Annotated in this window: 13 protein-coding genes; 1 reads left to right on the plus strand and 12 read right to left on the minus strand. The window is 58.1% G+C overall.

The genetic code is table 11. From position 1 onward, the window contains the following. Positions 1–5 precede the first annotated feature (5 nt). The 8 genes from BFV97_RS02505 to ttcA all read right to left on the minus strand — a co-directional run bounded on the left by BFV97_RS02505 (position 6) and on the right by ttcA (position 8,034). On the minus strand, positions 6–815 hold the full coding sequence (locus BFV97_RS02505) for an SDR family NAD(P)-dependent oxidoreductase (protein WP_069298723.1): 810 nt from the start codon (positions 813–815) through the stop codon (positions 6–8). Beyond that, positions 815–1,888 carry an NAD(P)/FAD-dependent oxidoreductase gene (locus BFV97_RS02510; RefSeq protein WP_069298724.1) on the minus strand — a complete coding sequence of 358 codons (1,074 nt, stop codon included), beginning with the start codon at positions 1,886–1,888 and terminating at the stop codon, positions 815–817. The genes BFV97_RS02505 and BFV97_RS02510 overlap by 1 nt, the downstream gene beginning before the upstream one ends. Positions 1,889–1,972: 84 nt before the next feature. Beyond that, positions 1,973–2,611: an HD domain-containing protein gene (locus BFV97_RS02515; protein ID WP_216635939.1), complete on the minus strand. Its 639-nt coding sequence runs from the start codon at positions 2,609–2,611 to the stop codon at positions 1,973–1,975. A gap of 2 nt (positions 2,612–2,613) precedes the next feature. Continuing rightward, positions 2,614–3,264: a ribosome biogenesis GTP-binding protein YihA/YsxC gene (gene yihA / locus BFV97_RS02520; RefSeq protein WP_069298725.1), complete on the minus strand. Its 651-nt coding sequence runs from the start codon at positions 3,262–3,264 to the stop codon at positions 2,614–2,616. Continuing rightward, positions 3,264–4,019: an MOSC domain-containing protein gene (locus tag BFV97_RS02525; protein ID WP_069298726.1), complete on the minus strand. Its 756-nt coding sequence runs from the start codon at positions 4,017–4,019 to the stop codon at positions 3,264–3,266. The genes yihA and BFV97_RS02525 overlap by 1 nt, the downstream gene beginning before the upstream one ends. Next, positions 4,016–5,830, minus strand: a complete 1,815-nt coding sequence (gene yidC / locus BFV97_RS02530) for a membrane protein insertase YidC (protein WP_069298727.1) — start codon at positions 5,828–5,830, stop codon at positions 4,016–4,018. Before yidC ends, BFV97_RS02525 begins: the two co-directional genes overlap by 4 nt. A gap of 272 nt (positions 5,831–6,102) precedes the next feature. Then, on the minus strand, positions 6,103–7,038 hold the full coding sequence (locus BFV97_RS02535; protein ID WP_069298728.1) for a LysR substrate-binding domain-containing protein: 936 nt from the start codon (positions 7,036–7,038) through the stop codon (positions 6,103–6,105). A gap of 87 nt (positions 7,039–7,125) precedes the next feature. Next, the gene (gene ttcA, locus BFV97_RS02540; RefSeq protein ID WP_069298729.1) at positions 7,126–8,034 is read right to left on the minus strand and encodes a tRNA 2-thiocytidine(32) synthetase TtcA; all 909 of its coding nucleotides are present in this window, start codon (positions 8,032–8,034) and stop codon (positions 7,126–7,128) included. Between the two features lie 328 nt (positions 8,035–8,362). Here ttcA and BFV97_RS02545 point away from each other — a divergent pair, with 328 nt between their 5' ends. Further along, a complete protein-coding gene (locus tag BFV97_RS02545) occupies positions 8,363–8,920 on the plus strand; it encodes a hypothetical protein (protein ID WP_157888256.1) in 558 nt (185 codons plus the stop codon). Between the two features lie 26 nt (positions 8,921–8,946). Here the strand turns inward: BFV97_RS02545 and BFV97_RS02550 are convergent, their stop codons facing one another. The 4 genes from BFV97_RS02550 to rpmH all read right to left on the minus strand — a co-directional run bounded on the left by BFV97_RS02550 (position 8,947) and on the right by rpmH (position 11,244). After that, positions 8,947–10,173, minus strand: coding sequence for an aminopeptidase P family protein (locus BFV97_RS02550; protein ID WP_069298731.1), 1,227 nt, complete (start codon positions 10,171–10,173; stop codon positions 8,947–8,949). A gap of 184 nt (positions 10,174–10,357) precedes the next feature. Beyond that, a complete protein-coding gene (gene yidD, locus BFV97_RS18360; protein WP_083225468.1) occupies positions 10,358–10,579 on the minus strand; it encodes a membrane protein insertion efficiency factor YidD in 222 nt (73 codons plus the stop codon). 94 nt (positions 10,580–10,673) lie between these two features. Further along, positions 10,674–10,994 carry a ribonuclease P protein component gene (gene rnpA, locus BFV97_RS02555; RefSeq protein WP_342672137.1) on the minus strand — a complete coding sequence of 107 codons (321 nt, stop codon included), beginning with the start codon at positions 10,992–10,994 and terminating at the stop codon, positions 10,674–10,676. Between the two features lie 115 nt (positions 10,995–11,109). Beyond that, a complete protein-coding gene (gene rpmH, locus BFV97_RS02560; protein ID WP_069298733.1) occupies positions 11,110–11,244 on the minus strand; it encodes a 50S ribosomal protein L34 in 135 nt (44 codons plus the stop codon). Between the last annotated feature and the right edge of the window lie 60 nt (positions 11,245–11,304).

The raw sequence follows: 11,304 nt of genomic DNA on the forward strand, positions 1-11,304 counted from the left end.
CCGTGCTATCCGATCCGGCAGCCCGAAGCTCCGTCCACGCGCAGGCTGATCCCCGAGATGAAAGCCGCTTCGTCAGAGGCCAGAAACAGCGCCGCATTCGCCACATCCTGCGCCGTTCCCTGTCGCTGCATCGGCACCCGCGCGGCCCGTTCTGCGGCAACATCGGCGCGGCTGCGGTTCCACGCTTTGGCGCGGGCGTCCACGGCCATAACTGTGTCGATCATACCGGGCTGGATTGCCACGGCGCGGATGCCGTATTCCGCGTTCTGGATCGCCTGTTGTTCTGTTAGTGCAAGGATCGCAGCTTTAGAGGCTTTATAACCGACCCAAGGGTAGGTTTCTGTCGCCGCAATAGACGAAATGTTAACGATTACGCCGCTATTCTGGGCACGCATCACCGGCAGGGCATGTTTCGCGGCCAGCACCATCGCCCGCAGGTTTAGTCGCATGATGTGGTCAAAGGCATCAGCGTCGATTTCGGTAATCGGCGCGTCGCCTGCCTCAATCGAAAGGCCAACGTTATTGTGGAGGATGTCGAGCCTACCCCAGCGCGTCACGGTCTGCGTGATCGCATCCTTTATCTGCGCTTCTTCCAGCACATCGCAGGCAATCGCCTGTGCGGTGCCACCGGCGGCTGTAATTTCACCGGCAACGGCACGGGCCGCGTCTATAGATCGGTCGGCCACCATCACTTTTGCACCTTCCTGTGCAAAGGTCAGCGCGGTGGCGCGTCCATTCCCCATTGGGGCATCCGGGCTGTGTGACGGGGCCTGCCCGCCGCCGATGATCAGGGCGGTTTTACTGTCCAGACGCATTATCGGTCCCCTTGGGTGTGAAAGCGATCCGGATGGAAGGGATCGAGCAGGGCATGCCGCTGCCCCGTTGTGATTTCATCGGTGGCCAGCGCCCCGACCGCCGGTGCCAGTGTCGCGCCGGAATGCATGACTGTCAGATAAAGCCCTTTGGCGGGGCTTCCGATAACAGGAAAGCCGTCTTTCGGGGTCGGCCGCAGACCAAGGGTGTGATCTGCGTATTCTAGCGGTTTGTCGGCTTTCAGGGTGTTTTGCAGTCGCTCGAACAGGATGCGCGCGCCAGAGTCCGGATCGTCGTTCACCGCACCGCCGCCAAAATCGCCGCCTGCGGTGATTGTCCCGTCCGGCCATTGCGCCATATGCAGATTCTCGGTCAGAATTGTCCGGCTGATCAGAGGCGGCGCCGGTTTTGTGTGGATCAACAACCCCGGTGGCGCCGTCAAGGGCAGGTCAATACCTGCGCTTTTGGCCAGTGTGCCCGTATGAACCCCCGCCGCCAGTATGGTTGTATCGGCGGTCAGGTCGCCGTCATCTGTGCGCATCCCTGTGATCACGTTCCCTTTGCACAGGACGGAACGGGCGTTGCTCCGGAGGAATTTTGCGCCGGCGCTGATGGCCATTTGCCGAAAGAATATTGCTGCTTTGTGGGGGGCGACGTGGCCTTCGACGGGGCAGATTAGTGCCTCGTCCACGTTGACTGCAAGGTTGGGCTCCAGCTTTTGCATCTGCTCGGCGCCGACCCATGACAGCGGATAGCCCCAAGGCGTGTGTTCGTCATAAACAGTCTTTAACGGGATGCCGTAAAAGCTCGTATAAAGGGTGCCATTGCGGCGGTAGGGCAGCTCGGGGTAGGTGGCTTTCAGCGCATCCCAGCGTTCCATAGAGAACCGGCGCAGGGCATAATAAAACCGCGGATTTTCGTAGGTTGCATTGGTCCAACCAAGGGATCTACCGCTTGCCTCGCCGCCTGCGTCTGACGGATCGACCAGCGTGACCTTGCACCCGGCCTCTGCCAGATGCCACGCCATTGCGCTGCCGATAATACCCGCGCCAATAACCAATGTCGATTGTGCCATGTGCCACCCTCTTTACGGGTGCATGGGTGGCATGTTTCGGGGTTAAGGTGCAAATAATTTGTCGTGCGACCCAAAGGAAATCGCTTACGAGCAGGCTTCGCGGGTCAGAGTGTCGCAAAATTCCCGCATGAACCGCACCCGTTCCGCCGCCATAGCGCGGGCAGTGCGGGTGCAAAGCGTTTCTGCGATGCCAAAGAGTTTTGTCTGGAAATGGTCAAGCGCATAGCTGCTTTCGTCCAACTCTCGAGTCTGCGCCATCGGGTCGGTCGGGTGGAACAGCGTGCGTCCCAACTGGCCCGATACGGCAAAGCACCGCGCGATTCCAATGGCACCAAGCGCATCCAGTCGGTCCGCATCCTGAAGTACCTGCGCTTCCAATGTTTCGGGACGGATGTTGGCGGAATAACTGTGGGCGTGGATCGAATGATGCACGTTTTCCAGCAGCGCCGCGGGGTAGCGGGTGGTTTTCAGGTATTCAGCGGCGTAATTGGCAGAGAGAAAAGAGGCTTCTGACCGCTTGGGGGAGGATTTCGGCGGGTTAATAATATCGTGGAACAAGGCCGCAGGATGCAGCACGCGCAGTTGTGCGCCCTCGGCCTCTGCGATGGTCTGACAGTTGTGCCAGACCCGTTTTACATGAGCCAGATCATGGGCGGAGTCCTTCTGGCTGGCCCAGACGCGGCGCAGTTCGGACATGTAGAGCGTATGCGTGGCGGTTGCCACAATCAAACAATCCCGGCGACAATCGCGCGCAGAGTTTCCACACCTTCCCCTTTGGCAGAGCTGGTTTTCACCAGTTCGGGATAGGCGGCGGGGTATTTGCGGATCGCCTCGATCGTGCGCTCGATAACCTTGTCCAGATCCTCGGCGCGCAGCTTGTCGCATTTGGTCATGACAACCTGAAAGGTGACAGCGGATTTGGACAGCAGGTCCATGATTTCGAGATCAACCTTCTTGGGGCCGTGGCGCGAATCGATCAGCAGGAATACGCGGCGCAGGGACGGGCGTCCTGACAGATAGGATTTCAGCAGCCGTTGCCATTTTTCCACCACCGCCACAGGGGCGTTGGCAAAACCATAGCCGGGCACGTCCACCAGATAGTGTTCCGGCCCCATCGTGAAAAAGTTGATTTCCTGCGTGCGCCCCGGTGTGTTTGACGTGCGGGCCAGCGCCTTGCGTCCGGTCAGCGCATTGATCAGCGAGGATTTTCCCACGTTTGAGCGGCCTGCAAAGCAGACCTCGATCCGGTCGGGATCGGGCAGGCCGGACATGGCGACCACGCCTTTCAGGAAATCGGTATTGCCCGCAAACAGCAGGCGGCCCTTTTCCAGAGCCTCTGCATCGGGTCTTTCGGCCAGTGTGAATTGCATATCCATCAGAGCAGTTCCAGCTTGTCGCCGAGTTTTACGTCGCCGGTTTCGATTACTTCGCCATATACGCCAAAGTCTTTGTGACCCCATCCATCGGACAGGATCGTCAGCGTGTCCAGATCACGCTCTCCGGTTTGCGGATTGGCGGATGTGGCAGGGCAGCGGGTGATACGTTCGCGGATGGCCAGACGGGTGGTGCCGATCTGCACCTCGCGCCCGATCCAGTCGAACTCGGCCCAAGGCTCCAGTCCGTCAATCCAGATATTCCCGCGCCAGCGCAATTGGGAAACATCCCGTCCGGCCTTTTCGGAAACAGCCCGCAGGGAGGCCCGCGAATTGATCGAGATCGACGGGAAATCGGTGTCGGTCATTCCCCGATCCGGTGCCCGCACAATCCGGTCGGACGCGGCACGGTCTGCCGGCATGATCGGTTTGGTCCACTCCACCAGTCGGGCGGCCTGCGCCGGAATGTCGGGGTTGATCGACAAATCGGGCAGGTCGGGGTGGCTGAACGTCAGGGTGTTGGTGGCCTCGTCGGTTTTCACCGAGATGGCCATCAGTTCGGGGGCCTTGGCCCCGCGGGAGAAGTTAACACAATGGGCCCACTCCGGGGCCGCATCGTTGAATTTGCTCATCTCGTGGGCCACGGCCCAGACACGATCCATTGGCATGGTTTTGCCAGCGTGCAGGGTCACAGCACACAGAGCTTCCCGTCCGTGCGCTTTCACGGGGTGGCGGTAAAGCTCTGTGACCGTGATCATTTTTCCTGCGCTTTCTTGCGTTTGAAACCGCCGATGATGTTACCAAAGATGTCCGGCTTCACCCCTTGCAGGCGCATGATGGAGTATTGCTGGATAAAGGTAATCGTGTTGTTGGCCACCCAGTAAACCACCAGACCGCTGGCAAACTGGCCGAGCATGAACATGAACACCCAAGGCATCCAGGCAAAGATCTGCGCCTGTGTTTTGTCGGTGGGGGCCGGATTCAGCTTTTGTTGCAGCCACATGGTCACGCCCATCAGAATCGGGAAGACACCGATGGAGAAGATCGCAAAGAAGGACGCGGGATCAGGTGCCGACCACGGCAGCAGGCCGAACAGGTTCAGGATAGAGGTCGGGTCCGGTGCGGACAGGTCTTCGATCCAGCCGATGAACGGCGCGTGGCGCAGTTCGATGGTCACAAAGATCACCTTATAGAGCGAGAAGAAGATCGGGATCTGCAAGAGGATCGGCAGACAGCCCGCGGCGGGGTTTACCTTCTTCTCTTTGTAGAGCTTCATCATCTCTTGCTGCATCTTCTGACGGTCGTCGCCAGCGCGTTCTTTCAGCTTTTCCATTTCCGGCTGAAGCTCTTTCATCCGCGCCATAGAGGCATAGGATTTATACGCCAGCGGGAACAGGATCGCCTTGATCACAAGCGTCAGACCGATAATGGCCCAGCCCATATTGCCGATCTGGGCGTTCAGCCAGTGCAGCACCTGGAAAATCGGCTTGGTCAGGAAGAAGAACATCCCCCAGTCGATGGAATCCACGAACTGTTTGACGCCTTGCTCGTCCTGATATTTCTTGATCGTCGCCCATTCCTTTGCACCCGCAAACATAGAGGATGTCGTTTCTGCAGTTGCGCCGGCGGCAATGGTCATGGTGGGTTGGCGCATATCGGTTTGATAGACGTCATTGGACGGCGTGTATTTCGCCACAGAGGTAAAGGGCGAACCCGGTGCAGGCACCAGCGTTGTCATCCAGTATTTGTCGGTGAAACCGATCCAGCCGTCGCTGGCCACTTTGATCTTGTCAACATTTCCGCCCTCAGAGCCGTCTGCATCCAGATCGGGCATGTCATCGTAGTCGATTTCCTGAATCTCGCCGTCAGAGGCGCGTACCACGCCTTCGTGCAGGATGTAGAACCCGATGGTTTCCGGTTCACCTTCGCGGGCAACAATGCCGTAGGGCTGTACCCGAACATCTGCATCGGTGGTGTTTTCAACGCCCTGTTTGATCGAGAACATGTAATCCTCGTCAATAGCGATGGTGCGGCGAAAGATCAGGCCCTTGCCGTTGTCCCATTTCAGGGTCACAGGGGAATCCGTGGTCAGAACATCGCCGGATTCGACTTCCCAAGGGGTATTTGCCCCCGGAACATCGGCAAAATCCAAACCACCCGCAGGTGCCCAACCGTAAAGCGCGTAATAGGCATTCGGCCCGCCAGCGGGGGAGAGCAGGGTCACTTTTTCGGACGGATCGTTCAGTTCAACGTTGTAATCGAGCAGACGCAGATCGTCAAAACGGCCACCGATCAGGGACAAAGATCCCTCTACGCGACTGGTTTTGATCTGGATACGATCGGTTTTCCCAAGGGCGGCCGTGCGGCTGTCCGCCGGTTCACCGTCCACAGTCGGAACGCCGGTCGCAACCTCTGCTTTCGGTGCGGTGGCAATGCCCTGCGCCGTGGTTTCGGTGCTTGTCGGCTCTACCGGAACCGGCTCTTGCGGTGGAAACAGGGCGAACCACCCGAGGATCACGAGCATGCTCAGACCGGTTGCAAGGAGAAGATTCTTGTTTTGATCGTCCATGATCTGCCTTGAAAACGTTTGGAAATGTTTGAGGCGGTTCAATAGATTTGACAGGCAAAGGTCAAGGGATAAGGGCTGGAATGCTGCGTTTGGGCGCAGACTGTCTGATAGGCTTTGCGCCCACTGCGCCCGAATGTGTTGACGAAAGAGCAGCTTAGGGCGGGGAAACGGTCGGGTATTTCAGCAACCGGGTTCTGGTTAAACAACGCCGCTGACGCGCTGTAAAAGCTGCGCCAAAGACGGGCAGGCAGGGATTCGCCCCGTATCAGCGGCTATCGACCGGCCAGAAACGCGCGGGTTTCATCTGTTTTCTGCCGTCCTGCTTCTGCGAAAATCTGTTCCAGCGCGCTGCTGTCCATCGTCTTTTCCATATGGCTCTTGCTGACGAAAGAAATTGTCCGCTCCGGTTCGGGGGCGGCAAGGCGCAGCACCGCTAGCGGACCTTTGGCACGCGTGTCCTCAAAGGCGATTTCAGGGATCAGCGTCGCGCCATAGCCCGCAGCCGCCAGTCCGGCGAGCGTTTGCAGGCTGCTGGCGCCGATCTGGTTCAGGGTTTCCTGCGTGGCATACTGGCAGAAACTCTTGGCTTGATCCCGCAGGCAATGGCCCTCCGAGAGCAGCAACAGCTTTAGCGGTGCGATGTCGGACAGGACAATCTGTCCGTCCTGTAGCCCCAGTTCAGCCGCCTGTTCTGCCTGTATCGCCAGCAGGAAATGGTCGGCAAAAAGGTCGCGCTGCTGCAACTGGGGTGACTGGACGTCTGTTGCAATAATGCAAGCGTCGAGTGTGCCCTGATCAAGCTCTGCCAGTATCTCATCCGTGGTGCCTTCCCGGATTTGCAGGTCCAGCGCGGGCAGGCGGGTCTGGATCAGCGGGATCGCTGCGGGCAGCAGATAGGGGGCAACAGTGGGAATTACCCCAAGCGTGAAAGGCCCCTCCACACCGCGACGCTGACGGGCGCTGTCCTCAAGTGCCTGAACATCGGTAAGGATGCGACTGGCCCGCTCCAAGATGCGGTGGCCATAAGGGGTGGGACGGTAGGGGCGGATGGTGCGATCAATCAGTGGCGCCTGAAGAATATCCTCCAGCTCCTGAATTTTAACCGAAAGCGCCGGTTGTGAAACATGAACGGCATCCGCGGCGTGACCGAAATGGCCGTGGGCGCACAAAGCACGGAAATAGGCGAGGTGTCTTAACGAAATCTTCATAGGCGCAGGTTATCAATTGGCACTCGCGCTGCAAGTTCCGTTTATGGAAAGGATAGTCTATGTAGAACAGATTATAATGTGATTGGGTCAGGTCAGGATCGGGGGCGCTTCGCCTGCCGTGTCTGGATCGCTGCTGCTTTCAGCGGTCTGTGGTGCAGCGTTCGGTTTATCCGCATCCCGTGTCAGCCCTGCAAAATCGAACAGTTTCGGGTCTAGCAGATGGCTCGGGCGGGCATTCATCAGGCTGCGGAACATCACCTGACGGCGGCCGGGGCTGTTTCTCTCCCAACCGTCGAGGATCTGTTTCACCTGCTGGCGTTGCAACCCGTCTTGGGAACCGCACAGATCACATGGGATGATCGGATAGTTCATGGCGCAGGAAAATTTCTCGCAGTCTTCTTCCGCAACATAGGCCAGCGGACGATAAACGAAGAGATCGCCTTCCTCGTTCAGCAGTTTGGGCGGCATTGTTGCCAACCGGCCCCCGTGGAACAGGTTCATCATAAAGGTTTCCAGAATGTCGTCGCGATGATGACCCAGCACAACAGCGGAACAGCCTTCCTCCCGCGCAATCCGGTAGAGGTTTCCACGCCGCAGTCGCGAACACATGGCGCAATAGGTCCGGCCCGCAGGAACCTTGTCCTTCACGATAGAATAGGTGTCCTGATATTCGATACGATGGGGCACGCCCATCTTTTCCAGAAATTCCGGCAGGACGGTAGCCGGGAAGTTCGGCTGCCCCTGATCCAGATTGCAGGCGAGGATTTCCACAGGCAACATGCCGCGCCATTTCAATTCGGTCAGCGCCGCCAGCAGGGTGTAACTGTCCTTGCCGCCGGACAGACAGACCAGCCATCTGGCACCCCGTTCGACCATCCCGAAGTCCTCAACCGCTTCGCGGGTTTGGCGAATGATCCGCTTGCGCAGCTTCTTATACTCCGTAGAGGACGGAGCGCCGTAAAACAAAGGATGGATGTCTGTGGGTGTATCTAGCATGGCGCGGGAATACCCTTAGAAAAAAATAAAAACAAGCAGTGAACCATTCGGGCCTCCCCTGCGTATTTGTTGCAGGTGCCCCTGTGGGTGGGGTGTCTGGAAGTGAAAGGCGGACGGAGTGCGGCGCCGGTTTTACAGCCGGACCGCCCGAGGAACCGCGACGGTCGGGATGTCATCGTAGTAGGGGGCATCCCGACGCGGGGACATTCGTTCGCTCGGGTTCGGGCTTTGGCCTGAACCCGCTTTTCTCCTTTTCCAAAACCGTGCCGAAAATCACCGCGCTGGGATCGGGCACCGCTATACTGGTTTCAAACTAGGAGACCGGATTATGGGCGACGTTTCAGCGATAGACATGAAAGTGCGCAAAGCGGTGATGGAGGCGGAGAAAGCCCTGCGAAACCTCGCAAAAGAGGTGTCTCCGGCGGCATTTGACGTCAAACTTGAGAAGCTCGACAAGGCCAAAATTCTGTCAGCCCGCAAGAAGGTTGCAGCGTTCATGGGGAAATATTCCGCCCTCACCCAACTGCAAGGCTCCGCGGTCTATGGCAAGCTGAACCCGCAAAGTCAGGCCTATGTGGATTGGATGGACGGTGTCATGGGCCAGCTTTTGAAGTTGGTGGTCAATCTGGAAAAGGCTGCGAAACTGGCGGGGAAAGATCCTGAAAAGAACCTGAAAATCCTCTTGGATGCCTCGGTCCGCCGGTTCAAGGAATTGCGAAAGGCGCCCCAAGGGCTCGGCACACTGGTTAAGGAAATTCAAAAGGACTTCGGGCCGGATGCCAAAGGATTTTCCGGCGTGTCGGTTCTGCCAGCACTCATAATGCTGTTCATGATCTTTGAAATGATCGCAGCAAAAATAAAACAGCGGCCCAAGCTGAAAGACTAGGCCGCTGTCAAAATCAAAGCGCAGGATCAGGCGCTGATAATGTTATGTTCCGGACCGTAAGGGAATTTTGTAATGTTTTCAGAACCTTCAGTTCCCACTACAAGGATGTCGTGCTCGCGGTAGCCGCCCGCACCCGGTGTACCTTCTGGAATGGTCAGCATCGGTTCCATCGACACAACCATGCCTTCGGTCAGCACGGTGTCGATATCTTCGCGCAGCTCCAGTCCGGCCTCGCGTCCGTAGTAATGGGACAGCACACCAAAGGAGTGGCCATACCCGAAGGAGCGATATTGCAACAAATCGCGGGAGGCAAAGAGGTCATTGATCTCGGCGCAGATGCCCGAACAGGTCGCGCCGGGTTTGATCAGCGACAGGCCCAGTTCATGGGCGTTCACATTGGCCTGCCACAGCTTCAGCGATGCGTCGTCCGGCTCTCCGATGAACAGGGTCCGTTCCAGCGCGGTGTAATAGGCGCTGATCATCGGAAAGGTGTTCAGGGACAGGATGTCGCCTTTTTGCAACTGACGCGTGGTCACAGGGTTATGGGCCCCATCGGTGTTCAGACCGGATTGGAACCAGACCCAGCTGTCGCGGATTTCGGAATCCGGAAAGGACCTCGCGATTTCCAGTTCCATAGCGTCCCGGCCTGCCATCGCGATTTCAATTTCGGAGGCGCCAAGTTTGATCGCATCGCGGATCGCAAAGCCGCCGTGGTCCGCAACCCGTGCGCCCTCACGAATCAGCGCGATTTCAGCGGGCGATTTGATCATCCGCTGCTCCATGGAGGCCGGCGCAATATCCGCCATGTGGTCTACTTCAAAGAAAGACCGCAGCTTGTCGGTCTGTGCCAGCGTCAGGTGATCGCCTTCAATCCCGATGCGTTTTGCGCCACCGGCGCAGGACTTTACCGCACGCCAGTAGTTGTCCCGTTTCCAGTCCGTGTACACCAGATTGTCACAGGCCGATCGGCGGGCAGGCTGGCCGCCGTCGATATTGGCAGAAACGGTTGTGGCGGTATCTTGCGTTACAACGCAGGCGTAGGGCCGGCCGAATGCGCAATACAGAAAGCCGGAATAATAGGCGATTCCGTGCATTGACGTCAGGATAACCGCGTCGAGCTTCATTTCCGCCATGATCTGGCGCAACCCTGCGAGGCGTGCGTCATATTCCGACTGGGCAAATGGCAGGGGGGCTTTTTCGCCATTGGCGAATGTGAAAAATTCCGGACGGGTGGGGGTTGTGTGTTTGTTCATCAGAGTCTCCTTTGACAGGAGCCGCTGTCATGCCCCTGCAACTTGTTCCGGCGTTCAGAACAGGTTTGAGAAGCACGCATGTCGCGTGTGGAGCGACGCCATCGCCCTTGCAGCGGTCATAGCAAAACGGGGCGTCTTTGCAAAAGAATTTTTCAACGGGGCGCTGTAAAACAGCAGGCGCGGATCAATCCGGTACGTTGTCAATGCCAGAACCGCCAAAGGGATGACAGCGCCCGATTCGGCGAATGGCGAGCCAGCTCCCCTTGATTCCGCCATGTTTTTCCAGCGCTTCCAGCGCGTAGGCCGAACAGGTCGGTTGGAACCGGCAGCCGTGGCCTACGTAGGACGAAAACGTTTTCCGATAGACGTGGACGGGTAAGGACAGGATGCGGGCGAGGGGTGTCATGGGCGCGGAGTAGCACAGAGCGTGGCGCCTCGCCAGAGCCTGCACGGGTTGGGACAAGCGCAGGATTGGATATTTGAACCAAAAAGAGGAGGGGTCAGGGCGTAACTTTGGACAGAGCGTATTTGAGATCTGCGAGAAGCTTGTCGAACGCCCGTGTGGCGGTCACATCCTTGCGTCCGATCAGCACATAATCCCAGCCGGGTTGTCCGTGATCTGGCAGAATCAGCCGCGCAACTTCGCGCAGACGCCGTTTGGCGCGGTTGCGCGCGACAGCGTTGCCGACCTTTTTCGAGCAGGTAAAGCCAACGTTTATCGCAGGGTCGCCGTCATTGCGGTTGCGTGCTTGCAAAAGAAAGGCCGGCGTTCCCTGACGCCGCTTGTTGTTGCAGGCCAGATACTGTTTGCGCGTCTTCATCACCGATACGGAACGGGGATCCGCGCAAGCAGAAACCGCCGGTTGCGGTTCACCGGCATCCAAACGGTTGCCCTGTGGCGCCTCCGGCGGTGTCAAAACTTAAGAACCGGCTGTCTTATGCGGACAGATCTTTGCGGCCCTGTGCCCGACGACGGTTCAGGATCTTGCGGCCTGCTTTTGTGGCCATGCGCGAGCGGAAGCCGTGGCGCCGTTTGCGAACGAGATTGCTCGGCTGGTATGTGCGTTTCATTTCGGTTCTCCTGATCGGGTAGCCCAAATCGGTAGGGATTCGAGGGCCAGTCTATTCGAG

Origin of the sequence: Neptunicoccus sediminis, assembly GCF_001719615.1 — a bacterium.
Lineage (GTDB): Bacteria > Pseudomonadota > Alphaproteobacteria > Rhodobacterales > Rhodobacteraceae > Amylibacter > Amylibacter sediminis.

Coding starts and splice junctions, on each gene's coding strand:
- BFV97_RS02505 (WP_069298723.1), bottom strand. CDS start 815: ATGCGTCTGGACAGTAAAACCGCCCTGATCATCGGCGGCGGGCAGGCC.
- BFV97_RS02510 (WP_069298724.1), bottom strand. CDS start 1,888: ATGGCACAATCGACATTGGTTATTGGCGCGGGTATTATCGGCAGCGCA.
- yihA (WP_069298725.1), bottom strand. CDS start 3,264: ATGGATATGCAATTCACACTGGCCGAAAGACCCGATGCAGAGGCTCTG.
- BFV97_RS02525 (WP_069298726.1), bottom strand. CDS start 4,019: ATGATCACGGTCACAGAGCTTTACCGCCACCCCGTGAAAGCGCACGGA.
- yidC (WP_069298727.1), bottom strand. CDS start 5,830: ATGGACGATCAAAACAAGAATCTTCTCCTTGCAACCGGTCTGAGCATG.
- BFV97_RS02535 (WP_069298728.1), bottom strand. CDS start 7,038: ATGAAGATTTCGTTAAGACACCTCGCCTATTTCCGTGCTTTGTGCGCC.
- ttcA (WP_069298729.1), bottom strand. CDS start 8,034: ATGCTAGATACACCCACAGACATCCATCCTTTGTTTTACGGCGCTCCG.
- BFV97_RS02545 (WP_157888256.1), top strand. CDS start 8,363: ATGGGCGACGTTTCAGCGATAGACATGAAAGTGCGCAAAGCGGTGATG.
- BFV97_RS02550 (WP_069298731.1), bottom strand. CDS start 10,173: ATGAACAAACACACAACCCCCACCCGTCCGGAATTTTTCACATTCGCC.
- yidD (WP_083225468.1), bottom strand. CDS start 10,579: ATGACACCCCTCGCCCGCATCCTGTCCTTACCCGTCCACGTCTATCGG.
- rnpA (WP_342672137.1), bottom strand. CDS start 10,994: ATGAAGACGCGCAAACAGTATCTGGCCTGCAACAACAAGCGGCGTCAG.
- rpmH (WP_069298733.1), bottom strand. CDS start 11,244: ATGAAACGCACATACCAGCCGAGCAATCTCGTTCGCAAACGGCGCCAC.